At 64.0% G+C, this 23862-nt stretch carries 27 protein-coding genes and 1 pseudogene; 6 read left to right on the forward strand and 22 right to left on the reverse strand.

The features are described 5' to 3' along the window. Position 1: 1 nt before the first annotated feature. The 4 genes from E7681_RS17050 to E7681_RS17065 all read left to right on the forward strand — a co-directional run bounded on the left by E7681_RS17050 (position 2) and on the right by E7681_RS17065 (position 5971). The gene (locus E7681_RS17050) at positions 2-1123 is read left to right on the forward strand and encodes an ABC transporter permease (RefSeq protein ID WP_136340463.1); all 1122 of its coding nucleotides are present in this window, start codon (positions 2-4) and stop codon (positions 1121-1123) included. Positions 1124-1252: 129 nt separating this feature from the next. After that, positions 1253-1804, forward strand: coding sequence for a TetR/AcrR family transcriptional regulator (locus E7681_RS17055; RefSeq protein ID WP_136340464.1), 552 nt, complete (start codon positions 1253-1255; stop codon positions 1802-1804). Next, positions 1801-2880 carry an efflux RND transporter periplasmic adaptor subunit gene (locus tag E7681_RS17060; protein ID WP_136340465.1) on the forward strand — a complete coding sequence of 360 codons (1080 nt, stop codon included), beginning with the start codon at positions 1801-1803 and terminating at the stop codon, positions 2878-2880. The genes E7681_RS17055 and E7681_RS17060 overlap by 4 nt, the downstream gene beginning before the upstream one ends. 13 nt (positions 2881-2893) lie before the next feature. Beyond that, positions 2894-5971 (forward strand): efflux RND transporter permease subunit, encoded by a 3078-nt coding sequence (locus E7681_RS17065; protein WP_136340466.1) that lies wholly within the window; start codon positions 2894-2896, stop codon positions 5969-5971. 90 nt (positions 5972-6061) lie between these two features. Here the strand turns inward: E7681_RS17065 and E7681_RS17070 are convergent, their stop codons facing one another. The 22 genes and pseudogenes from E7681_RS17070 to E7681_RS17180 all read right to left on the reverse strand — a co-directional run bounded on the left by E7681_RS17070 (position 6062) and on the right by E7681_RS17180 (position 22064). Then, positions 6062-6745 carry a DUF6629 family protein gene (locus tag E7681_RS17070; protein ID WP_173495904.1) on the reverse strand — a complete coding sequence of 228 codons (684 nt, stop codon included), beginning with the start codon at positions 6743-6745 and terminating at the stop codon, positions 6062-6064. Positions 6746-6748: 3 nt separating this feature from the next. Beyond that, positions 6749-6976: a hypothetical protein gene (locus E7681_RS18980; protein WP_136340468.1), complete on the reverse strand. Its 228-nt coding sequence runs from the start codon at positions 6974-6976 to the stop codon at positions 6749-6751. A gap of 84 nt (positions 6977-7060) precedes the next feature. Further along, a pseudogene (locus E7681_RS17080) lies at positions 7061-7558 on the reverse strand (YcbK family protein); the annotation flags it as partial. A 20-nt stretch (positions 7559-7578) separates the two neighbouring features. Beyond that, the gene (locus E7681_RS17085; RefSeq protein WP_136340469.1) at positions 7579-8823 is read right to left on the reverse strand and encodes a radical SAM/SPASM domain-containing protein; all 1245 of its coding nucleotides are present in this window, start codon (positions 8821-8823) and stop codon (positions 7579-7581) included. Beyond that, on the reverse strand, positions 8823-9455 hold the full coding sequence (locus E7681_RS17090) for a hypothetical protein (protein WP_136340470.1): 633 nt from the start codon (positions 9453-9455) through the stop codon (positions 8823-8825). Before E7681_RS17090 ends, E7681_RS17085 begins: the two co-directional genes overlap by 1 nt. Positions 9456-9457: 2 nt before the next feature. Then, complete coding sequence (locus E7681_RS17095) at positions 9458-9751, reverse strand: hypothetical protein (protein ID WP_136340471.1); 294 nt, start codon at positions 9749-9751, stop codon at positions 9458-9460. After that, positions 9741-10481, reverse strand: coding sequence for a hypothetical protein (locus tag E7681_RS17100; protein ID WP_136340472.1), 741 nt, complete (start codon positions 10479-10481; stop codon positions 9741-9743). Before E7681_RS17100 ends, E7681_RS17095 begins: the two co-directional genes overlap by 11 nt. Then, positions 10481-11386 (reverse strand): hypothetical protein, encoded by a 906-nt coding sequence (locus E7681_RS17105; RefSeq protein ID WP_136340473.1) that lies wholly within the window; start codon positions 11384-11386, stop codon positions 10481-10483. The genes E7681_RS17100 and E7681_RS17105 overlap by 1 nt, the downstream gene beginning before the upstream one ends. After that, positions 11383-11646 carry a tail fiber domain-containing protein gene (locus E7681_RS19175; protein WP_246032528.1) on the reverse strand — a complete coding sequence of 88 codons (264 nt, stop codon included), beginning with the start codon at positions 11644-11646 and terminating at the stop codon, positions 11383-11385. Before E7681_RS19175 ends, E7681_RS17105 begins: the two co-directional genes overlap by 4 nt. 635 nt (positions 11647-12281) lie before the next feature. Then, a complete protein-coding gene (locus tag E7681_RS17115; protein WP_136340475.1) occupies positions 12282-13265 on the reverse strand; it encodes a head decoration protein in 984 nt (327 codons plus the stop codon). After that, the gene (locus tag E7681_RS17120; RefSeq protein ID WP_136340476.1) at positions 13265-13471 is read right to left on the reverse strand and encodes a hypothetical protein; all 207 of its coding nucleotides are present in this window, start codon (positions 13469-13471) and stop codon (positions 13265-13267) included. The genes E7681_RS17115 and E7681_RS17120 overlap by 1 nt, the downstream gene beginning before the upstream one ends. Beyond that, a complete protein-coding gene (locus E7681_RS17125) occupies positions 13468-13821 on the reverse strand; it encodes a hypothetical protein (protein ID WP_136340477.1) in 354 nt (117 codons plus the stop codon). Before E7681_RS17125 ends, E7681_RS17120 begins: the two co-directional genes overlap by 4 nt. 135 nt (positions 13822-13956) lie before the next feature. Next, a complete protein-coding gene (locus E7681_RS17135) occupies positions 13957-14214 on the reverse strand; it encodes a hypothetical protein (protein WP_136340479.1) in 258 nt (85 codons plus the stop codon). Continuing rightward, positions 14211-14429: a hypothetical protein gene (locus E7681_RS17140; RefSeq protein WP_136340480.1), complete on the reverse strand. Its 219-nt coding sequence runs from the start codon at positions 14427-14429 to the stop codon at positions 14211-14213. The genes E7681_RS17135 and E7681_RS17140 overlap by 4 nt, the downstream gene beginning before the upstream one ends. Beyond that, complete coding sequence (locus E7681_RS17145) at positions 14426-15358, reverse strand: C40 family peptidase (protein WP_136340481.1); 933 nt, start codon at positions 15356-15358, stop codon at positions 14426-14428. Before E7681_RS17145 ends, E7681_RS17140 begins: the two co-directional genes overlap by 4 nt. A 74-nt stretch (positions 15359-15432) precedes the next feature. Then, positions 15433-15744 carry a phage holin family protein gene (locus tag E7681_RS17150; protein WP_136340482.1) on the reverse strand — a complete coding sequence of 104 codons (312 nt, stop codon included), beginning with the start codon at positions 15742-15744 and terminating at the stop codon, positions 15433-15435. Further along, entirely contained in the window at positions 15741-16397 is a 657-nt protein-coding gene (locus tag E7681_RS17155; RefSeq protein ID WP_136340483.1) for a tail fiber domain-containing protein, read from the reverse strand. The genes E7681_RS17150 and E7681_RS17155 overlap by 4 nt, the downstream gene beginning before the upstream one ends. Continuing rightward, positions 16397-18943: a phage tail protein gene (locus E7681_RS17160; RefSeq protein WP_136340484.1), complete on the reverse strand. Its 2547-nt coding sequence runs from the start codon at positions 18941-18943 to the stop codon at positions 16397-16399. The genes E7681_RS17155 and E7681_RS17160 overlap by 1 nt, the downstream gene beginning before the upstream one ends. A gap of 15 nt (positions 18944-18958) precedes the next feature. Continuing rightward, positions 18959-19366, reverse strand: a complete 408-nt coding sequence (locus tag E7681_RS17165) for a DUF6950 family protein (RefSeq protein ID WP_136340485.1) — start codon at positions 19364-19366, stop codon at positions 18959-18961. Positions 19367-19368: 2 nt separating this feature from the next. Further along, positions 19369-19929 (reverse strand): hypothetical protein, encoded by a 561-nt coding sequence (locus E7681_RS17170; RefSeq protein ID WP_136340486.1) that lies wholly within the window; start codon positions 19927-19929, stop codon positions 19369-19371. A 16-nt stretch (positions 19930-19945) separates the two neighbouring features. Further along, positions 19946-20533: a hypothetical protein gene (locus E7681_RS17175; protein ID WP_136340487.1), complete on the reverse strand. Its 588-nt coding sequence runs from the start codon at positions 20531-20533 to the stop codon at positions 19946-19948. Between the two features lie 4 nt (positions 20534-20537). Then, positions 20538-22064: a phage tail tape measure C-terminal domain-containing protein gene (locus E7681_RS17180; RefSeq protein WP_246032525.1), complete on the reverse strand. Its 1527-nt coding sequence runs from the start codon at positions 22062-22064 to the stop codon at positions 20538-20540. A 71-nt stretch (positions 22065-22135) separates the two neighbouring features. Between E7681_RS17180 and E7681_RS17185 the strand changes: the two genes are divergently transcribed. Continuing rightward, a complete protein-coding gene (locus E7681_RS17185) occupies positions 22136-23383 on the forward strand; it encodes a recombinase family protein (protein ID WP_136340488.1) in 1248 nt (415 codons plus the stop codon). After that, positions 23380-23766, forward strand: coding sequence for a hypothetical protein (locus tag E7681_RS17190; RefSeq protein WP_136340489.1), 387 nt, complete (start codon positions 23380-23382; stop codon positions 23764-23766). Before E7681_RS17185 ends, E7681_RS17190 begins: the two co-directional genes overlap by 4 nt. Positions 23767-23862 lie beyond the last annotated feature (96 nt).

Raw genomic sequence — 23862 nt, forward strand, 5'->3', positions numbered from 1 at the left:
GATGCGTGCCGCCAATATCCTGCATCTCGGGATCAAGGAGTTGCGCAGCCTCCTGCGCGATCCGGTGATGCTGGTGCTGATCGTCTTTGCCTTCACCTTCTCGGTCTATTCCTCCGCGACGACCATGCCCGAGACGCTGAACCGCGCCCCCATCGCCATTGTGGACGAAGACCGCTCACCCCTGTCCGCCCGCATCGTGGATGCGTTCCAGCCGCCGTTCTTCCTGCCGCCCGACCTGATCGACTTCGGGCAGATGGATGCGCGCATGGATGCCGGCCGCGACACTTTCGCACTGGTGATCCCGGCCGGCTTTCAGCGCGACATCCTGAGCGGCCAGCCGGCGGTGGTCCAGCTCAATGTCGATGCCACGCGCATCACCCAGGCCTTCAGCGGCGGCGGTTATGTCCAGGCCATTGTCACGGCGGAGGTGCAGGAATTCGCCAACCGTCACCGCGGCGACGCTAATCTGCCCGTCGATCTGGTGCTGCGGGCGCGCTTCAACCCGGAACTCGACAACGCGAGATTCGGCTCGGTGATGGAGATCATCAGCAATGTCACGATGCTGTCGATCATCCTGGCGGGTGCCGCGCTCATCCGCGAGCGCGAGCGCGGCACGATCGAGCACCTGCTGAGCATGCCCGTCACCCCGCTGGAAATCATGATCGCCAAGGTCTGGTCCATGGGGACCGTGGTCCTCCTCGCCTCGGCCGCCTCGCTGAGTGTCGTGGTGCAGGGATTGCTCGGCGTTCCGGTCGAGGGGTCGGTCCTTTTGTTCCTGAGCGGGGCGGCGCTGCACATGTTCGCCACCACGTCGCTCGGCATCATGCTGGCCACATTCGCCCGGTCCATGCCGCAGTTCGGCTTGCTGCTCGTCCTCGTGCTCCTGCCGCTTCAGATGCTCTCGGGCGGCGTGACCCCGCGTGAGAGCATGCCCCTCGCCGTGCAGACCCTCATGCTGGCGGCACCCGACACGCATTTCGTGATGCTGGCCCAGGCGATCCTCTATCGCGGCGCGGGCATCGGCATCGTCTGGCCCCAGTTCCTCGCACTTGCGGCGATCGGCGCGATCCTCTTTGCCATCGCGCTCGCGCGGTTCCGGCGGACGATCGGCGCCATGGTCTGATCTCTCCAACCTGGTTTGCCGTCGACGTCGACGTCGACCGGGATCAGCTTGACTTCTGCGACGCAGCATCTATATGACCAATCGGTCGGTTTCCGACCAAATGGTCGGAACGCCAGCCCCGGAGATGAAATGCGCGCGCGCAATGCCCATGACGAGATCCTAGACGCCGCCCGTGCCGTGGTCGCGCGTGACGGCCCGGGCTGTCTGACGATCGAGGCCGTCGCGCGCGAGGTTGGCATGTCGAAAGGCGGCGTTCTCTACAACTTTCCCTCCAAGCTGGCGCTGCTTGAAGGTCTCATGCACCAGATGATTGCTGCTTTCGAACAGAGTTTCTTCGAGTTCCGCGATGCCGCGTCCGGGCAGCCAAACCCGACGCTGCGCGCCCTCGTCGGCGCCTTCGGCCATTTCGAGCGTTTTGATCCCGACATCTCCATGGCGATCATGATTGCCGCGGCGGAAGCCCCCGCGCTGATGACGCCGGTGAACCGCCTGATCGAGGGTTATACCGGGCGTGTTCTGGAAGAGACTGCCGACCCGGCAAGCGCGTTGGTCATTCTGGCGGCGCTGGACGGGCTGCGGTTCCAGCATCTGATGCGCCTGCCACCCGCCGATCCGGCCCTGCGCAAGGCGACCCTCACCCGTATTCAAACCATGATCGAAGATCTGGAGCCTGCCACATGAAACGCCTCTCTATCGCTCTCGCAGTCATCATCGCACTCATCGGGCTGGGCGGCACCGCGTGGTTCACCAACATGAACGCCCTGGCCCAGCAGGAAGACGCAGGTGCGCCCCCGACCGAGGCCGCCGTCGCGGTGCCCATGCAGGTGGTGCAGGCCGGCGATGGGCTTGCCGCGCGCAGCTTCATCGGCCGGGTCGAGGCGCAGCGGACCGTGGACATCGCCTTCCAGATCGGCGGACAGATCGTCGAGATCGGCCCCACCGAGGGGGAGCGCGTCGCAGCAGGCACACTTATCGCCACGCTGGACGACGTGAATTTCCGCCTCGCCCTGGAGAGGGCCGAAGCGGTGGTCGATCTGGCCCGCAGCGAGGAGGCCCGGGTGTCCGAGCTGGTCGAACGAGCGGCGGCGCCGCGCGCGCAGCTCGACCGGGCGCGCGCCGAGTTGCGGCAGGCCGAGGTCGCCGTCGCCGAGGCGCAGCGCGCACTCGAACAGACCCGCATCTCTGCCCCCTTCGAGGCCATCGTCGCCCGGCGCCTGATCGAGACTTATTCCAACGTGACCCCGGCAGTGCCGGTGTTGCGCCTGCAGGACGTCAGCACGCTGATGGTCGCGATTTCGCTGCCCGAGGATCTGGCGGTGTTAGCCAGCACTGCACCGGAAGACTACGAGGCGGTGGCGCGGTTCCCCGCCCTTCCCGACGCGGCGATGCCGCTGGATCTGGCGCGCTTCGTGACCGAGGCCGACCCGGTGGCGCAGACCTATGCCGTAAAATTCGCCCTGCGCGAGCCCGACCCGCGCATCCTGCCGGGCATGACCGCGACCGTCGAGCTTCGCCCGCGTCAGAGGGTCGATGCGGTCATGGTGCCGGTGTCGGCCGTCGACACCTTCAGCGGTGCGGCGCCGCGCGTCTGGGTCGTCGACGAGGAAAGCCGCGCCCATCCCCGCGAGGTGAGCCTGGGCCTGCCGCAGGGCGACCGCATCCCGGTCCTGTCCGGCGTGACGCCTGGTGCGCGGATCGTGGCTGCAGGCTGGTGGCAGATGCGCGACGGGGTGCTGGTGCGCCCGGCCATGTTCTGATCGGGGTCGCGCCATGAACCTTGCCGTCTGGTCCATTCGCCGCCCTGTTGCGATTTCCCTGCTCATCATTGGCTGTCTGATCGGCGGTCTCTGGGGGCTTGCCAATGTCGGGCGTCTGGAAGACCCGGGCTTCACGCTCAAGACCGCGCTGGTCTTCACACCCTATCCGGGCGCTTCGGCAGAGGACGTCGAGCGCGAAGTGACCGAGGTGCTGGAAAGCGCGATCCAGCAGATGCCGCAGCTGCGCCGGGTGGAATCGAAATCCATGCCGGGCCTCAGCCAGATCACCGTGGAAATCAAGGATACCTATGGCCCCGACGAGATGCCGCAGGTCTGGGACGAGCTGCGCCGAAGGCTGGGCGACGCCGGGGGCGACCTACCGGACGGGGCGAGGGCGCCGCAGGTCAATGACGATTTCGGCGATGTCTTCGGGCTGTATTATGCCGTCACCGCCAGCGGCTACAGCCCGTCCGACCAGCGCGAGATCGCCCGTCGCCTGCGACGCGAGTTGTTGACGGTGCCAGGTGTGGCCAAGGTGGAAACGCTGGGCCTGCCCGAAGAGGTGGTGATGGTCGAAGTGCCTTCGGCCCGGCTGTCCCGGCTGGGCCTGCCACCCGATCAGGTTCTGGGCCTTCTGAGTGGCGAAAACACGGTTCTGCAAGGGGGCGAGATCCGTGCCGACGATGCTCGGCTGCGCACCTTGCTTTTGCCCGGGTTCGACAGCGTCGCCGGGATCGAGGCGCTGCGCGTGGGGCGTGTGGGCGGCGTCGAGCAGATCTCGGTGCTCGATGTCGCGCATGTGGACCGCCGCGAAGCCGAGGCGCCGCAGCAGATCATCCGCCACGACGGCGTGCGGGCCTTTACGCTGGGCGTATCCGCGATCCAGACCGAGAATGTCGTCGCCGTAGGCGAACGGGTCGAGGCGCGTCTGCGCGACGTCGCCGAGGCGCTGCCCGCAGGCATCGAGATCCTGCCGATCTACGAGCAGCACCGGGTGGTGGACGAGGCGGTATCCTCCTTCATCACCGGGCTGGCGCTGTCGGTCGCCATCGTGATCGGCGCGCTGATGCTGACGATGGGCTGGCGCGCGGGTCTGACGGTCGGGGCCACGCTGGGGCTGACCGTGCTGGGGACGGTGTTCTTCATGGCCACGTTCGGGATCGAGATGGAGCGGATCAGCCTTGGCGCGCTGATCATCGCCATGGGGATGCTGGTGGACAATGCCATCGTCATCGCCGAGGGCATGGTGATCGGCATGCAGCGCGGCAAATCCGCCGAGGAGGCCGCGGGCGAGGCATCGGATGCGACCTCGGTGCCGCTTCTGGGGGCCACCGTGATCGGCATCATGGCCTTCTCGGGGATCGGGTTGTCGCCGGATGCCACGGGCGAATTCCTGTTCTCGCTTTTTGCCGTGATCGCGATATCGCTTTTGCTGTCGTGGGTTCTGGCGCTGACGGTCACGCCGCTGATGGGGGCATGGCTGCTGCGCGGATCGGATGGGGACGCGGCGGGAAAAGACCCCTATCGCGGCGTCGTCTACCGGGCCTATGGCTGGCTTTTGCGCGGATCGTTGCGCGCGCGATGGCTTGTGGTGCTGATGATGGTCGGGATCACGGCAGGGTCCCTTGTCGCCTTCGGCAACGTGAAACAGGCGTTCTTTCCGGCCTCCACCACGCCGCTTTTCTATGTGCATTACAACCTGCCGCGCGGGGCTGATATCCGCGCGACCGAACGCGACATGATCGCGCTGGAAGAAGCGGTCCTTGCCGATCCGGACGTGGTGGGCGTGACCACGCTGGTCGGGCGCGGCGCCTTGCGCTTCATGCTGACATATGGCCCCGAACAGGCCGATTCGTCCTATGGCCAACTGATCGTGCGCGCGGCCGACGCCGCAATGATCCCGCAGATCATCGAGCGGCTGTCGGACCTGCCAGGACGCGTTCCGCAAGGTCAGGTCCGCTTCGAGCAACTGGCCTTCGGCCCGCCGTCGGGTGCGGATGTTGCGGTGCGCTTCTCGGGACCGGACACGCAGGTGCTGCGTGATCTGGCCGCCGAGGCGCAGGAACGTTTTCGCAGGTCCGGCGCGTTGATGGACCTTCGCACCGACTGGCGCGAACGTGAACTGGTGATCGAGCCGGTGGTGGACGAAACGCGCGCCCGCGTCGCCGGTGTAACCCGTTCGGCCATTGCAGACACGATCCTTTATGCGACATCCGGGGTGCGTGCCGGAACCTTCCGCGAGGGCGATACCCAGCTTCCGATCATCTTGCGGGTGCCGGAGCACGAGCGCCGCAGCAGCGAGCAGTTGCACGACCAGCTGGTCTGGAGCGCGGCGGGCAACCAGTATGTGCCGCTCACCCAGGTCGTCGAGCGCATCGACGTCGTGGCGCAGGAGGCCGCCATTCATCGCCGCAACCGCGAGCGCACCATCACCGTGCTTGGCGGTTCCGTGCCGGACCTCAACGCCGATCAGGCGTTCCGGGCCGTGCGCGCGGATATCGAGGCGATGGAGTTGCCGTCAGGCTACCGGATGGAATGGGGCGGTGAATACGAGGCGTCCTCGGACGCGCAAGCCTCGCTCGGCACGCAGTTGCCGCTGGGATTCCTCGTCATGGTGGTGATCTCGGTGCTGCTGTTCAACAAGGTGCGCCAGCCGCTGATCCTGTGGCTTGTGGTGCCAATGTCGATCACCGGCATGGCGCTGGGGTTGCTGGTCTCGGGCCTGCCGTTCACCTTCACAGCCCTTCTGGGCCTCCTGAGCCTGTCGGGAATGCTGATCAAGAACGCCATCATCCTGGTCGAGGAAATGGACGCCCGCATCGCCGAGGGCGGCGACCGGGCCGAGGCGATCATCGCCGGTTCGGTCAGCCGCTTCCGGCCGGTGGTGCTGGCCGCGGGAACGACGATCATGGGCATGATCCCGCTCCTGCCGGACGCCTTCTTCGCCTCGATGGCCGTCACCATCATGGGCGGGCTTGCCTTCGCGTCAGTGCTGACGCTGGTGGCGGTGCCGGTGATCTACGCGCTGATGTTCGGCATCAGGCCGGGATCGGGCGAAACGGCCCCTCAGCAAACGGCATCTGCGACCTGAAGCGCGGGCAGTCCCGATCCCATGCCATGCGCGGCGCGAAAACTGGCCGATAGGCGCCCGGTGCCGCCCGTGATCGGCGCGGCGCTGTGGTCACGCCTCGAAGACCCGGCGCTGCGCTAGTTTAGGAAGCCGCCACATCATCAAGGCGAGATAAGCTGAGCTGATGGCGGCAAGGTAACACCAGACCGACTTGAAGGCATAGCCCGCGAAGAGCATGGTAAGCAGCATCGAGGCGGCGACCAGGATTCCGAACGGTCGCACGCCGGGTGCCGAGGATGTCAGGAGCGGTAGGCAGACGACGCAGGCATAGATGGCTATCAGGACCGCGCTCGGAACCAGGCTGCCATAGATCAGGCGCGTCTCGTAGAGGAGCGAGCCGTGAACGACATCGACTCCGAGCCGGTCGGGGCTGGCCAGAAGCGGCAGGAACAGCGACAGGCCAAAGACCGCGCCGAACAGCAGGATTCCCAGAAAAGCCCGCCGCAGGTCTTTCCGGTGTTCGAGCGGGATCACCGCAAGCGGCGCCAGCACCAGCCAGACGACATAGGCGAAGAACAGGAAGACCATTGCGGCGCCGAGCGAAAAATGCCCGTCCGGATCATCCAGGCTCAACCAGACCAGACCCTCGGATATCTGTTGCACCCCGAACATGACGGGAAACGAGGCCAACACCAGATAACGCCGGTCCGTCGTGCAGGCATGCCGCAGCGCAAGCCCGCCAAGCGGTATAAGGACGGCGGCAGCGCCGAAGCTCACGGTTGCCGATATGCACATGGTTCACTCCCCTTGGCATGCTCCTGCGGCTTGTCGGGCACTGGTTTCCAAAGAGTTTGTGCCACCTGTTTGTTCGAGGCCCTTGCGCCGCTCGATCTTTTCAAAATTGGCGAACAACGTAAATACGCAGGAATTCGCGGGAAATCCCTTGCCGCAGAACTTGCCGATCCAACTCCTTATGGGGGAGATCGTGCTTCGCGCGCCGGACCGCCGGCGCGCGAGCAGGAACATGAGCCCGGCGAGAAGGAAGGCTCCGTAGCGCAGCGCCCCCCCACACCCACGGGCTGGCCGTGATCCTGCCTAGGAGGACGGCAGTCACCGCCGCCCCCGGCGCCAGTCGTCGAGGCGGGCATAGATGGTGACTGCGATGCCACAGAGTGCCACCGCGATGAACACCCAGCGCAGAGTGTCGAGATACGGCACCAGCGGCAGGATGGCGGATTGCGTCTCGGCCAGGACGCCCTGTGCCACCTCGACGCCCGCCGCGCCCAGCGTCGCCACGCCCGCCGTGCCACCACCCTTCATCGTGCGGCTGTCGGCCAGCACCTCGCGGGCGGGCGGCGCCTCGGCTGCGAATGCGGTCGCTCGGACCGGGAAACGCTCGCCCCACTGGCGTGCGGGGCCGAGGTCCACATGGATGAACCCCGAGCGCGGATAGAAGCCGAAGCCGAGGAACCCGACCTCGCGCGCCGCGGCCTCGAAGGCCACTGGGTCGTGGTTCGCCATGGCGATGTCAAACGCCGCACCCTCCTTATGCTTCAAGCGGATTGAGCCGCCAACGTCACGTTTGTGCTCAGGGCTGCGATAAGGGGAGAATCCGCTGGACCAACCAGTCAATGATCAGCAGCGCCGCAACCGGCAATCCCTTCCACCCCAACCACCCTCATCCCCGTCAAATGCCAGACCGCCGCCATCATGACCCCCATGTTGAAGGCAAACTCGTTGGCGCAACTCTGCTTGAAGAACTCCCCCTCGAGGAACATGCAGGACCCTTTGCAGAGCTGAACGACGGGGCATGACATGCATTCGTCCCGGAAGGCAAAATGCGTCGCGGTATCGAGCGCGATGGCGTCAAAGTCGGCAACATGGCCAATCTTGTGCGCCCCCTTCGCACCGGTGTTTTGACAAGTCATGACGTTCCCGCGCAGGTCGACGGCAATGGCGTCGGGGCTGTCCATCCCGCATTTTTGGCCAAGCGCTTCGATGGGCCGCCGACGCTGAATCGAAGAATAGAATTCGTTGATGCGCTCGCCGAGGCCAAAGGCGTTGGGGTCCTCTGCCAGCGCCTCGAAGATCGACCGCGTCAGGCTGTTCAGTTCGGCAGGCTCGAACCGCCCCGTCCCGATGGCGGTCGCTGCGTCATAGACATTTACGACGCCCTCGAGCCCGACGAAGATGTCCGGCCCGACTTTTTCGGCGAACCATGCCTTGAGGGCCCGAAGGTCATGATGCTGGCGCGTCAGAACCGCGTTAAACCCGGTCTTTTCGGGGCGCTCGGCCAGCAGGGTTTGGATCCAGTGGCTCTGGTCAGGATCGTCGAACGGATCCGGCCCGCGCAGATGCTGACCAGGCCCGTCGTGTGAGATCGTGATTTCAATGTCGTATTGCGCGATGAAATCCAGCTTTTCGCGGGAGAGGAGCGAGCCGTTCGTGACGATCGAGAAGCGCGCCGCCGGAAAGCGCTCTGCCAGCGCCGGGATCAACCGCTTGATCTTGGCCCAGTAAAGGAAGGGTTCACCGCCCCAGAGCTCGATCTTTTCCGGGGCGTCGGTGATCCAACTGTCGAGCTGGGTCAGGAAGTGCTCGACATCGGCCAGCTTGGAGACCGTGGCATCGGCGATCTGGAAGGCCTGACTGCAGTAGCTGCAGGAATAGTTGCAGGAGAGCCCAAGCTGGATTTTCAAAACGCGGGGTGCGCGAGATTTTCCGAGGGGCTTGTCCTTGGCCACGCGCGGCACTGGCGCGAAGATGCCAGGTTCGACCGGCAGCGGCAGCCCCTCACATTCGGAGGTGTGCGGGTTGTAGCGCACGTGATGGCGGCTGCCGTCACGCGCTTCCAGTGTCAAATCGAACCACATCAGTCGAACAGCCTTTCCTCGATTGCCACGGGGAGATTGACGCGAAAGTTCGCGACGACCTGCACATGCGGCGCGCTCCCCTCATAGGGGTGCTGGTTATGGGGGATATGAGAGGGGAAGAAGACCGAGAGACCCGGCCGCGGGTTGACCGCAAAGCCATGCCGCGCTTCGAAGGGCAGTCGTCCCTCGTCGAAGTAGCGCGATGGGTCCTCGATCACGAAGCGAGGGGTCCCCACGCTGTTCACCGCCTGTCCTGTCCCACTGCCAGTCAGGAAGTGGACGCAGGTCAGGTCGCCTTCGCGGCTGTCCTTGTGGGTCGAGATGAAGCCGCCGGGCTCGATGACGAGGGCGCGGTTTTCGCAATGATCGGAGTCAAGATATTGAGCCCAGGGGCCGAGGACGGCACGCGCGCAGGCGAAGAGATGGACTTTCAGGGTCGGACCTGCAGCGCTTTTCTCAAGTATGCCGCGCACACGTCGCTTTGCTGCATTGGCCATCGACCCGCTGCCGGTTGCTTCGACGGCGGCGATGGCCTCGTCGGCCAGTTGCCTGTTTACCACCCAGTCGACTGGCGTCTCGAAGAACGTGACCCGCGTCGGCCAAAGGTCGATACTCGTGCTGCGGATCTCCATCGTCAGCACCGGCAGTTGCAGTTGCAGTTGAAGAATTGGCGGTTCCCTGTGATGGTGACCGCGCCGGTGCTACCGCCGCCCGAGAGTGAGCCGACATAGCAGTTTGACGTGCAGGCACCGCCCCCGCAGGTTTGCCAAAGAAGCTGGCCAAGGCTTTGCCCTGATGTGGGCGTTGTATTGCTGACAGATACGGAGCTGATGTCGCCCGTGCCGATCGCGGGTTTGTTGGCAATGCGCGACCAGTCTACATTTCCGCTGTCGTCGATCACAATAGTGGTTCCGACCTTATAGGCCATGGGTGCCTCCTTGCGCCTGATGGGCCAGGATTTCTTTGAGCCCGGCCTTGCAGTGGGAATTCGGGAGTTCGAGTGAACAGAGGACCGGAATGCACATCCGCTCCTCGCCCTCGAAGTAGGTGCTGTCGTGGGGCACATGGCCCTCGAAGACGAGCATGGAGCCCGTGCGCGGCTCGACCGCATACCAGCCGCCGACATAGGTGTCAGGATTGTTGCAGGGCCAGAGCCGTTTGCCGACATTGGCCGGATCGTAGAACCGCACCGCCCCACGATGGAGCGAGGTCTTGGGACAATCGGCGTCGAGCACGACCCGCGGGTAATAAGTGCATACGATGTCGGTTTGGATATGGGTGTGGGCGTTGATCCCGACGTTTTCTCGGGCGGCCCGCCGCTGCCAGAAGGTGTCCGACATCATCCGGATATCGCCGCTGTGGTCATAGCCATAGGCGAGCTGCAGATATTCCCTCACCCCGGCGGCAACCATCTGCGCCAGAACCGCAATCGCCGGGTCGCGCTGGGCCATCAGAAAGTTGTGACGCAGATGGCCGAGATGGTTGGTATCATCTCCGACATTGCGGAGGTCGCCGGCATCCTGAATGCGGTTTGCGATCGCGTCCGCGGCCGCCAACGCGTGCAAACGGTTATTGAAGCCGTCGGGCATTTCCCAGTGCTTATGCATGACGAAGGCCGGGTAGATCAGCTGGAACTCGGTCGTGGTGGCAATTTCCATCACACGACCTCCAGGATGATCTTGCCGATCGCGGTATAATGCTCGGTGTTGATCTTGACCGCGATCTGGTCGCCCGGGCTGAGCCCCAGCGCCTCGACGGGAAAGCTGCCCGCTCCATTTATGTCCGTCACCAGCCGCCGTTTCGGCAGATAGCCGGCGTCGCTCTCGAGCTTCAGTGCCAGTTCATGGGCACAAGGCGAGCCATCCCTGTTCCAGCGCAGCGCGATCGGCACATGAGACCGCCCTCCCGCGGGCAGGATCACCGTCTCGGTCGCCACCGCGTGGAAATAGAACTGCTTGAACCACTGACCGTCATTCGGGATCGTTGCGTCATCAATCCGGCCCGCGACGGTGGTGCCGTTCAGCAGGATCGGTTCCTGATTGCAGAGGATCTCGATCCGGGCCGAAGATAGTGGCCCCTTGATTGGCATGAAGATAACCAGGGCGTTTGCAGCCTGTGTGCGCGCACGATGGCGAAACGACAGGTCGACCTTCTCGCGCGCAGATTGGGCGAAGCGGTTGCGCCAAGGCTGTGGAAACCCCGCATTGTCGGTCATGATGTCGATCAGTGCGTGATCGGTGATTTCATCATGACCGCGCATCCCGTCTGGGAAAACGTAGGAGCGCCCCTTGTAGATCCCGCCATGCGGGCAGCCCGGCAGGTCCGGAACGAAGATCCCGTTGCCGCGCAGATCGACGAAACCCGCGCCATCGGCATAATCATATGGTGTCGCGAGGTCTGCCGCGAGGGTGGCCCAACTCATGACCCCGACGCCGTCTCGGACCCCCTCGCCGGCATCGCAGGGAGCAAATACCGCGATCCCCGCATAACTCTCTTGCACATCGACGGCGTAATGCAGCCGCGAGCCCGTATTGTATATCACATGCAGTCCGGTCTCGATCACGGCGCGGTCCTTTTCAGCTGGTCGACCTGCTTAGCTAGGTCTTTGATGGCCTCGACGAGGAGGCCCACGAGATTGCCGTAGGCCAGACGCAGCACGCCCTCGGCCTCGACCACGGCCTCCGGCGCGACGGCCTGCACCTCTTGTGCGATGAGGCCCATCTGCCGCGCGTCACTGCCCGCCATGGTGAATGTGACGCCGTTGATCGCTCGCACCTTGGCCAGCGCATCCACGATGGTCTCGATGTCAGATTTGAGTCGCACATCTGAAGACGAGACGAAGTTCGGTGCTGTCACCGTGCCAGAGAAAGTCGCTCCGCTGAGAAGGGCGAAAGCGCTGGCATGGCTGCCATCGAGCAGATCGGCGTCAATTCCCGACCCAGACCCATCCACCGTCACCAGTTTGGCACGCACCTGTGCTGCGGTGTCTGGGGAGCCGTCTGCTCCTGCGGGGCCTTGTGGACCCGTAGGCCCGGTGGCACCCGTGGGACCCGCAGGTCCCTGGGGTCCTGTCGGGCCGGTGGCGCCAGTATCACCCTTGGCTCCCGTCGCACCTGTTGCCCCGGTGGCACCTTTCAGGTTGACGTAAGCCCCCCAAGCGGACCCGTTGTAAAATCGCAGGCTGGTGCCGGACCATTGATGCGCTGGTGTCGGTCCTGTGGCGCCCGTTGGACCCTGAGGACCTGTTGGCCCGGTCACGCCCTGAGGACCAGCCGGTCCTGCGGGTCCTTGCGGTCCAGTTTGTCCGAGCTCGATCACGGTTTCGGCGCCAGAGACACGCTTCAGGAACAGCTTGCCGTCGGGGACATTTACCGCCAACTCACCAGCAGCGAGTTGCGCCGCTGTCGGCACCCGGCCTGCAACGGTGGTGCGCTTTACCAATACGGTGTTTGCCATGATCAGAAGGTCCCACCATCGAGAGTGATGCCGTTGATTGCGCCACCCGTGATCGCGACGGCATTTGCGTTTTGCGTAGCCATGGACCCCAGCCCAAGGTTTGAGCGCGCTGTCGTCTTGTTCGGCAGGTCAGAGAGGTTCGAGGCCGCGGCGAGTTTGCTCGCCAGCGCATTGGTGACCGTGGTCGCGAAGTTCGGGTCATCTCCCAGAGCTGCGGCTAGCTCGTTCAGCGTGTCCATGGCACCGGGCGCGGCATCAATGAGCGCCCCGATTGCCGCAGCGACAAAAGCGGTTGTGGCGATCTGGGTGGTGTTAGTGCCGGCAGTTGCAGTGGGGGCCGTCGGTGTCCCGCTGAGCGCAGGTGAGGCCAGCGGCGCTTTTGCATCCAGCGCTGCCTGAAGGCTCGTGACCTGCGCGATCGAATGGCTGTGGCTGGAGGGCGTAAAGCTCGTAGGCTTGCCGGTGATCCCGGCCCAGGGAGCGGCATCAGCAACTTCCGCGGCATCCACCTTGCCATCATTGTCGGTGTCATAGGTGGATTTTGCCATGTCGCCGGCGCCAAAGCCGGCAATGGCCTGATTGACGAAGGCCGTCGTTGCAATCTGCGTCGAGTCCGTGCCCGCGACCGCCGTCGGCGCCGTGGGCGATCCTGTGAAGGTGGGTGACGCCAAGGGCGCTTTGGCTGATAGCAGACTGTCGACCTGCGACTTGCGGACAAGGTCGGTCCCGCCGCTGGCATCTTGGCTAGACTTCGGAGCGGTCGAGAATGTTTTCGCCCCACTTACAGTCTGCGTGCCCACCAGCGCCAGAAAGCCGCCCGACCCTGCAACGGGGACGATGGAGGTTGCATTGCCGCTGCCGTCGTCGCCCTTGCCGACATAGACCGTGTTGTCGACTTCGTTATGCGCCAGTTCGCCGGACTTAAGCGCTGCAGGAGCACCTGCCACGCCCGAAACACGGCGTTTGAGCTGGATCGTATTGGCCATCAGAAAAATCCTCCATTGATGGGGGCGTCGGTGGGCAGGATCGTGATGCCCGGATCACCTTGATCGCCCTTGTCGCCTTGGGGGCCGGTCGCACCCTGCGGTCCAGGCTGTCCGCCGAGGCGTATGCGGAAAGGCCCGTTTACGACGCGCACCTTGATCGGCGCAGTGATGGCAATCGGGCCTGTTTGCCAGATCGCTTCACTCATGGGCTCAGCCCTCGCGTCACCGGCAGCATCACGGGGATTTCAAGAAAGAAACCCAAGTGCAGGTCTGGCTCGAGATCGGTGCGTACCAAGTCCAGCACCACGCGGCCGGGCGTGAGCGATGCTGTTTGGGAGGGTGTCAAAGACAGTTCCAACACAGTTGCTGTGACGTGCTGTATCCCGCCGTCAGCGCTTGTGAGTTCTGCCAGCAGCGTCGGATCACTGGGTTTAAGGCGGAGATGGCCGGCATAGCTTGCGCCTTCGACAAAGACCGGTGCCTCTGCCTCAATCTGCAGCCGCCAAGCATAACCAACGAGGATCGCCGGACCTTCGCTCAAAGTGGCCACGGTCATGGCTGCCACCCGCAGAGCCGCGCGCCGACTTCATTATGGGCAACGATCTGGGCCAGAGTGTCATCGCTCAGCACATCCTGACGGGACGGACGAATGGGCTCAGCCCAATCGCAATCGTCGCGCAGCCCTCGCGGATCAATCGCGCATCCAGCGGTCAGCCCGACGCTCAAGATCGGTATGATCAGTGTTTTGAAGGTCATGACGGATGTCCTTGGACGTTTGCAGCGCGCGGACACGGGCATCGGCGCGGCGGATGGCGAGGTCGGCCTCTGCGGCGTGCTTGCCCTGCCGGAGCAGGATCCAGACTGCGACGCCAACGGCTGCAACAATCGCGCCCCAATAGGCGAAGCGTCGACCAAGGCCCGCGAACAGCATAGTCAGGATGGCACTCATGCGGGTGCCCCCGGTGAGAGGGCCAAGCAACGGGTATCGAGCAGCAGCACGGATTGTCCTCGCGCATCAGCGATGGCCCGGATGTGATCATGTGTGCGGACCGCGGCATCCTCGCAGTCGGTGAAGTGTGCGTAGCGGCTTTGGCTGATGCCACTGGTGCAGACAGGCTGGTCATCCCCTGCAAGGCAAGAGACGACAATCATGACCCAGATCATGGCGTTTTCCCCGTGCGATAGTCGTCAATCCGGGCCGCCTTCGCACGGAGTGCATAGATGACGACGCCGACGAACACGGCCGCGCCGATCCAAGGCAGGGAGACGGAGAGCCAGTTTTCCAGCCCGATCAAGGTGAACACGCGGCTGGCCATGTCTCGGGCCTCTTCGGCCTCCATGAGCGCAGGGGCGATCTGACTGCCAATCGATCCCACAGCGCCAATCACGCCGAGACCAATCTGCGCATTGGCCGCCGTCACGATCCGGCTATCCGTGGGGACGCCAGAAGCCCGCTCGGGGGCGATGTCCCGCGGCGTGGCATGTTCCAGCGCCTCGGTCAGCGCGACATCCATGATGGGGCTCAGCGGTAAGCTATTGTCATTGCGGAAGGCCAAGATCGCAGCGCGGGTGCGTTGCCCCACTTTTCCGTCGACTTGGCCGACTTCGTGATAGCCCAGATTTTTTAACCGCTGCTGAACCGCCTCCACCGACAGCGTCACTGCAGGCGCAACATTCCCGGCGCGCCGCACACCGAGGAGTTTCGAGACCGGGTAGCGCTTCACATTGACGGCGTCGTCTTGGTTGCCGCCGAGACCCCAGACCCATTGTCCCTCGATACGGTCGATAAAGAAGACATGGCCCTGCCAGCTGGACGAACCGCGGGGGATCACGCCAATATCGCCTTGTTGGGCGTCTGCCACGTCGATGGGCACGCCCCAGTCGAGGTAAGAGCGCGCCGTCAGCTTGCGGGTGGATTTGATCCCGGCCTGCTCAAGGCAATGCCCGACGAATGCGGCGCACCAGGCCACAGAGTCATGCTCAACCCAATCGTGGCCTACGGAGGCATACATCTCCATGATGACGGGATTGTCGGCGGGGCCCGGGCCTTCTGTGGTCCCGATGTGGCTTTGGGCGATGTCGAATGGCGTCATGGTTCTCTCCCATGCAAAGGAAAACGCCGCCCCGGATCGGGACGGCGTGCAGGATTTCTGTGAATGGTAGCGAGTTACTTCTTGCGGCAGAGCCAAGAGGCCAGCAGCGCCTCCGCCCCACGTGGGCCCAGATAAGCAAGGGTTGCCACGAACCCGGTGGAGACCGGTTGCGAGAGACCCATGTAACGCGCGGCCGCCTCCCCGATGAGCGCCATGCCGACGGCGACGGGGATTTCCCAGAGAAGCTCCTTGCCGAAGAAGCGGCGGTTGCCGAGCTTCACCTCGCCCGAATGCCACATGAGCCGCCCGGTAAAGGCTCCAATCAGCGTGGTGACCGCCCCACCGAAGACCGAGTTGATCATATCGATGAACCCACCATCATTCATGGGCGCGCCTCCTCAAGCGCCGCCACCCGGGCGGCCAGTTCCTTGACGGCCTCGATCAGAAGGCCAGTGATATTGCCGTAAGCGACCGAGAGTTGGCCTGCTTCGCCCACCCGCACGACTTCGGGCAGGACCGGCTCCAATTCTTGGGCGATGACGCCGATCTGGCGGCTGCCATCCATGGTGAAGCGCACACCGCGCAGAGCACTGACCAAGGCCAGAGCGTCCGCAATTGTCTCGACCTCCGACTTCAACCGGGCATCTGACGAGGAAACAAAGTTCGGGGCGGTCACGACGCCCGTGAAGGTTGCCCCGGACAGCGCGGCTTTTGCAGCAATCGCCGCGTCGTAGTCAGCTGCGGATTTCGTGGCCATTGTCCCGAGGCCAAGGTTCGTGCGCGCCACGGCCGTGTTGGCAAGTCCCGCCAGATTGCCCGCTGTATCCAGCAGCGCGTCCCAACCTGTGTTGGTGGCGTTTCGTCGGCGCAGCACCGGCGGCGATACCGAGGTATCGACCCAGAGCATACCGGCAACCGTGGCTGTTGGTGCCGAGGACCCGGCACTCGTCGATTGCAATGCGGCGATCACCTCATTGATGCGCGCTCGAACGGCCGCCCCCGCGTCGTTCGCAATCACGAAGTTGGATGTCTGCGCCATCAAACGACCTCATCGGCATAGAGCCGCAATTGGCTGACGATGGGCGTGTAGGACGCATCCTTCGTCGTGAGAAACGCCCGCGCCTCTACCGCGCGAGCCTCGATTTCGTGGTTGTCGAGACGTCCCCAGGGGCTCCAAACGGGGGCACCCGCCGGATCGTCATCGGTCTCGCGGATCTCGAAGAGCACATCGATTTCTGCGCCGGCCGAGCCGTCGAAGTCAGCCCACGTGTCCATCAAGGCGGTGCGCGCGTCGATCCGATCGTTGAGTGCCAATGCCGCCACGCCGATTTCCGAGCGCAGGCGGACACGTTTAACCGCACCGAGATCGAGCCCAGCGGCAAAGCCGTACTGCCCCTCCATCGTGCTTACCTGTGTCACGCCGTTCGCGGTTGCCGTTGCCAGCGTCAGGGTCGAACCCGTGACCTGCAGCCCAGATTTCGGGCCGAAGAAGCCGGGATCGGCCTGCAGGAAGTCCAAGGCCGAGAAGGCCAGAACCTGCGCGCCCTTGGTCGAAACCCGGGTCTCAGGCCCGGCGCGGCCGCCGCTGTCTTCAGCCCGCACCAGATAGGTGCCGGGTTTGAGCGGCACCACGGCGATGGCTTCGCCGCCCGAAACCCGGTCCATCGAATAGCTGTCGGCCCAGGTTGCCGTCGCTTCCTTGGAATGGCGGATAACGATATTGCCACCCACGCGGACGTCGGGATCGGCCGACCGCGACCACTTCAGGATCGCAAGCCCGCCCGCCGTTTGCAGTGTCACATTCTCGAGTTGGGCCGGAGGGGCGGTGAGCCCGAGGATTTCGGCTTGGGTTTCCTGCCAGGGCGAGGAGACACCCAGAACTGAGATGGCTTTGACCCGGAATGCCCAAGCCCCCGGCGCAATGTCGCGGATTTCAAGCGCAGTGCCGTCGGTGCGGCCATAGTCGATCCAGTCGGCCGCGCCAGCAAGTTTGCCTTGCAGCTGATAGGCCGCAACAAATCCTGAAGGTGCGGCTTCCCAGCTAATCTTGGCCAGAACCTTCAGCCCGCCGCCATCCCGCGTGACATAGAGGTCTTCAGTTACCTGCGGTGCGCCGGGTGCCGGGATGTCGTAGGCATTGGGCAAAGCCGTCCGTGGGGCAGCTGCATAGATTTGCTCCTCACTTGCCGTCCAGTCATAGACAAAGGGCGAGGTCTCGCGCAGGACCAGTTCCGGCAAAAGCAGCGCGCCATCACCCGAGGCCGTCAGATCAAGGCTCACCCCGTGCACCTCGAAGGGCTTCGCGGCAAAGCCCCAGCGCGCGTAGGACAGCGTCACCACATCCCCAACGGTGGCGGCCCAGGCTGAGAGCTTGCCCGACAGCCGCACCGTCATCTGCCGACGCGCACGCTCCAGCTCGATTTTCGCGAGCCGCTGCGCCATTGACGCGGAGATCGTGAACGGCAGCGAGATATCACGCCATTTCCGTTCGCCCCCGTCCTCGGCGAGGTAAACATCCGAGGCATAAGCCGGGAAGTCATCCGGCTGCCAATCGTTCTCGGGACTGACAAACTGCCCGCGCACGCCGTTGAAGTTCGACGACATCGTCACGCGCGTAGCGAGCGTCAGCCCGCCTTCGCGGACATGGTCCGAGGTCAGCGCAACATCAGGTGCGCGCCAGGCCCCCGCATGGATGCGCCAAGACCCACTCGAGAAGGCGCAGCGGCCTGCGAAGCTGGAGAGCATTCCCTCGATGATGGTCTTCGGGACCTCCGAGAGGGTGATCACCCCGTTGCATGCATAGCGCGGCTCGGACCCACCGCCAGCAAGAGGGACGGTTTCGTCGCAGATGTTCGCCGCCTCGACCAAGGACATCTCGTCGATCCCGTCTGGCTGGCCGATGCGCGCGCCGATGCTCCAGGTCGAATTGGCCATATAATCCGCAAGGCAGAGCGCGGGGTTTTCCGAATAGCCTGCGGTTTGCGTCCGTGGGTCCCAGATGTCGTCCTTGCCCTCGATGTCCACCGTGATGTTCGGGATCCCGCCTGGGAAGGCATCCTGGTCATAGGTGAGGCGCAGCCGAATGGCCGCACAGCCCCGAAGTCGGTGGTTCTCGGTCCACTTGTCCGGCAGCGCGGATTTCAGGCCCGCGAAAGCGGTCTGGCTGGCGGTGCCGAGTTTCTTCTCGACGAGGACCTTTCCGGCCCAGCGGCCCTTCGCGGTCCCGGCAGCATTCACCGCCACTTCTCCTTCGAAATAGATGGCCCCGATCGATTTGACCCGATGCGTGGCCAGCACGATGACCAGATCGAGGAACTTGTTGTCCGACCCCGAGGAATGCAAGAAGACGATGACCCCGCCCTTGCGGGTACGACCATAGACAAGATCGCGCGGCACGACGGGCTCGCGGATCGTCACCGTCCGTGGCTGCATCGTGGTCTGCGGCTTTGGCATCAGGGCCTGCGCTGCATAGGACAGCAGAAGCGTGCCGCCGATCCGCAGAAGTGCCGCACCAATTCCGCCTGCAGCCAATACGCCGCTGATCGCCCCCGCGATCGCGGTGACGGCTGTCACAATGAAGGGCATGGAGTGGATCCGTGTTCAGATGGGCCAGGCAAGCTGGCAAGAGGTCAGTGGAACGGTCATGAGGCCTTCCGGGGCCATCCCAACCGCCGTGGCCCCAGTGCAGATGCCGAAGCCAAGACCGGTGTCCGCCAGAACGATGTCGCCGCGCCCAGCAAGAAGCACGGACGGGCGTGGTTCGCCCAGAAGCGCACGACCCATGTCCTCAAGCGAGGCCCAGCCCAGTCGGCGCATCACACGCTCGCCGCCGAGCGCCGTGGTGTAGCGACCCCGCCAAAGAGCAGCGACATCCTCACCACCGGTCAGGATCATGCGCGTCTCGAAAGCAAAGGTCGGGCAGTCATGAACGCCCCAGACGAAAGGCTTAGCCCTTGCCGTATCGATGGCTGCGGCTAGTAGGCGTTCCCAGTGATCGACGCGGGCCATGTCTATCCCCGCCCCCAGGTGATTTCGCGATCCTGGATTGCGGTCACGTATTCAAACCCGAGATCGCCCGGGAACAAGACTTGCTGGCTTTCATGGGTGTAGCGCCAGGTCCGGGCTACGGTGAGATCAATGAGCCGGCTCTCATAGCTGATGGTGATCGTGCAGGTATCCGCATCATCCTTGATTTCTGGCACATCGAGCCGGCCCGAGAAGGCCTGAACCGGATCAGCAATGATGCTGCCATTCTCAGCCAGCAGTCCCAGCCAGATGCGACCCGGCAAGCCTTGGCGGGCCTCCTCGATGGCCATCTGCACAAGGTCCAGCGGCACGCCGGAAAGCGAGATGGCCGTGCCGCCTGCCACCACCTCCCCAGTTTCATCAATCGCCCCGAGGCCAAGAAGCGACCCAGCCCCCGCCCAGGCCTGTCCGTTCCAACTGACTTCTCCCAGCCCAGACCAAATCCTCACCCAGCCCGTCGCAAACTGGCCCTCGAAGAAGATGGCCGGCCTGAGGTTTTGATCAGCCAGCGCAGTGGCGAAGGCGGTTGTGAGATCACGACTCATTAGTGGGCCTTGCTGGTTAAAGGGCTTCGCGGGCGGAGAGCGTGAATCGATGCTGATCCGCCCGACCGATGACCGAGGGGACTGGAACCGTGAGCCGCAACAGGACCGACGGGGCATCGAGGCCTAGAAGCGTGCCGACCGGCACGGAGGCCCGAAGCGGCGGCACGAAGGCGAGCGTCGCCTCACTGCCTACGGGCGCTACATCCGCCGTCAGCTGATAGAGCCGCGTGGTGGCATCTCCGCCCAACTGGAAGAAATCCCCTGCGCGAAGCCCAAGCCCCCAACCTGCCGTGCGCAAGGTGGAGGCTCCCGCAGCTTGCGCCTCGGTCACGTAAGGATTGCCCGCCGCCGCCGGCACCTCGATCGAAGGATCGGAAAAGAGGAACCGACCCCGCAATCCACCAAGGGCGGTGAAGAAGGCCGAAAGCCGCCGAGCATTAGACCCTTGGGTCACCGCCATCTCGATCTGGTATTCCCACCAGGAGGCACCCCAGTCCTGGATCTGGGATGTGCCAGTAAAGGGCGAGCGGGCTTCCGCCACAGACGTCACCAGGCGCCGCTCGAGTGAAGACACGAGCGTTATGGGCAAGAGAGGAATGGCCATCTACTCAAATCACCTGACCCCGGCGCCGGCCATCGGCCACGCTTTCTTTGGCGATGCGGGCGATCTCCGGGATCGCCGCGCGAAGGCGGGCGTCTATCTGCTCAGCCACGCCCATCTGCGCCCCGCGCGCGTCGATGTTCACGGTCACGCCCGAGCCAGAACTGCCGCCCCGGCCATAGTCCGCCGCCTCGCGCCGGTTGAGCACCCGTTCCCCGCGCTGCAGTATCGTCGGAACTTCGTCAGGGCGTAGACCGGCCCAACCGCCAGAATGCATCCGGGGAGCACCAGCGAAGGTCATCGCTGGCACCTGGCGCGTGTGGCCCGACAGCCCAACGATACCGCCCGCATGCGAAACAGCCGCCGCGACGGACCCGCCGCCAAAGATGCCGGAGAGCGCCGAGGCGATGGGCCCCAGCACCGCACGCTTATATGACAGAACCGCGAGGTCTGCCAGGATCGAGCGCACGAGGCCCTTGAAGTCAAACTTGCCCGTTTCAACAAAACTCCGGAACGCGCTTTCCGCACCGCTGAAGGCACCGGTCAGGGTTTCGCCGAGGCCTTTGCCCCAGTTCAGAGCATCCGTGGCATAGGCCTGAAGAGATTCAGAGACTGCGCGCCAACCGGTGGCGATCCGTTCTCCGGCACTTCCTGCCGCGCCACCGGCACGCCACATTGCATCAGACAACCGATCCGCGGAAGCCGTGGCCTCATCCAGCGCCGCCGCGCCTTCTTCACCTGTGCCCGCAACGGCTTCACGAAGCGCGCCCCAGGAGGTGAGTGGGGCTGTCGCGCCGTTCGCAAGGTCTGTGGCGGCACGCCGGTAAATATTGGCTGTTTCCAGTGCATCCGCTGCAATTCCATCAAGGCCAAGATCTGGAACAGTAAGTGGGTTATCCTCGAAGGCTCGGCGAAAGGCCTCTGCTGCAGCCGTTCCTGCATCTACGGAGGCTCCGGCAAAGGGGTTCGGGATGTCGCTAAGGCTGATTTCGCCGATCTGACCGAAGGTGGTCTCGATGCCGACCGCCGCCAACGCATCCCGAATGCGCCCGGTGAAGGCGTCAATTCGGCGAATTGCGCCGTTCAGCATGGCCTCGATCCCGTCGAGCATGCGGTTGGCCGCCGAGAAAACCAGATTCCCGATCACATCCGGCAAGCGCGACCAGATTTCGCGGACCGCCAAGAGCGCACCCTCAAAGGTATTCGCCGTGGTGTTGCCGAAGGCGACCACACTCTCGATGGCTCCAGCCATGCCGGTCGCCGCATCGGCTTTGAGATCGTAAAACATGGCTGTGGCACGCGACCCGGCCGCGTTGGCCCCCATCTTGATCCGGTCCCAGACCTCGACAGCGACATCTTTCAAAAGCCGCATGGCTTCACCAAAACCGCCTGCGCCGGAGGCGAGCCGCGTGAACCAATAGACCAGTTCCCCTGCGCCGACGATGAGGGCGCCGATGCCTGTGCGGATGAGTGCACCTTTCAGAACCACCAGCGTGGTGGCGAGCCCACGAACAGAGAGTGCGCCTACCGCCATGGCGGCCACCCAGCGGCCTGCGAGGAAGGTGGCGAAGGTACACCCGCAAGTCGAGCGAGGAAGGGCTGGACATGGAATTCAACAGCCTCGACGCCCAGCGTGAGGCTTGCGAGGCATACATCGCCAGCCAAAAATCCGAGGGCTGGGTCGCTACGCGCGAACGCTATGACGATGGAGGATTCTCGGGGGGCAATCTGGACCGGCCCGGCTTAAAGCAGCTGCTGGCCGACATCGACGATGGGTTGATCGACGTTGTGGTGGTCTACAAGATCGACCGCCTGTCGCGCTCTCTGATGGATTTCTCCAAGCTGGTCGAGGTGTTCGACCGGAACGGCGTGACCTTCGTCTCGGTGACGCAGTCCTTCAACACGACCACATCTATGGGGCGGCTGACACTGAACATCCTGCTGTCCTTCGCTCAGTTCGAGCGCGAGGTCATCGGCGAACGCATTCGCGATAAAGTGGCCGCATCCCGCAAGCGCGGCATCTGGATGGGGGGCTATGTACCCCTTGGATACGATGTGCAGGATCGCAAGTTGGTAGTGAACGAGGCCGAGGCAGCCTCCGTGCGACGGATTTTCCAGCGGTTCATCGAGTTGGGTTCCGCCACTGTGCTGGCGCGGGAACTGCGCAGTGAGGCGTTTCGCAACAAGCAGGGCACGCTGATCGATAAGGGCTACCTTTACCGGCTGCTGAACAACCGGGTGTATCGCGGCGAGGCCCTGCACAAGGGTAAGGCCTATCCGGGCGAGCATGACGCCATCGTTGACGCAGATCTTTGGGATCGCGTGCATGCCATCCTGCAGGAAAGCCCCCGTAAGCGGGCCAACAACAGTCGTGCGCAGACGCCCGCGCTGCTGAAGGGGCTGATTTTTGGGGAAAATGGCGCCGCCATGACGCCGACCAGTACGAAGAAGGGGGCGAAGCTCTACCGATACTATGTGTCCATGGACGTGATCCGGAACCGCGAGACCGGCGAGGAAACAGCGCCGATGCGTCTGGCCGCCGGCATGGTCGAGGACGCCGTCGTGACCGAAGTTCGGCGCATCCTGCAAACGCCGGAGGTGGTCACGCAGGTGTTGGCGGCCCTGAAACGCGATGGCGGTGGGGTATCGGAAGCGGATGCCATCGCAGCCCTACAGGAGTTCAATGCGCTCTGGTCGCAACTCTTCCCGGCTGAACAGGCCCGCATCATCCAGTTGCTGGTGCGGCGGGTCACGGTCACCGCCGCCGGGCTCGAGGTCGACATTCGCCGCGAGGGCATCGCCGGAGTCATCCGCGAGATGGTGGTGCCACGCAGGCTGGAGGCAGCGGAATGACCAAACCCAACGACACGATCCGCGTGCTGATCCCCCTGACAGTTCGCAAGAAGAATGGGCGGCCAAAGATCCTGCCGCCTGCCGACTACCGGCCGAGCGAGGATCAGGCCCAAGATCCTCATATCCTGCGCGCCATCGGCCGGGCATGGGGCTGGCGGCGGCGCATGGAGACAGGTGAGTTCACCACCATCCAGGAACTGGCCGAGGCCGTGGGGTTGGCCGAACGGCACGTCAGCCGCCAACTGCGCTTGGCCTATCTCGCTCCGGAGGTGCTGAAACGGCTGACTTGCGGACGCGAAGCCTCGGCGGTCAGCCTTTACGATTTGTCCTTTCTGGCGGGGGAGGCTTGGAGGGAGCAGGCTGAGCGGGTTTTTAGGGCATGAATTTTGGGGCCGTGAAGCACTGGTTTCCTGACCTTATGTAGATTTATGATGTAAAGTGATCGGACAGTGCTTTCTTCGCGCAATCAATTTTTGGAT

It is taken from the genome of Thalassobius vesicularis (assembly GCF_004799325.1).
Classification (GTDB): Bacteria; Pseudomonadota; Alphaproteobacteria; order Rhodobacterales; family Rhodobacteraceae; genus Thalassobius; species Thalassobius vesicularis.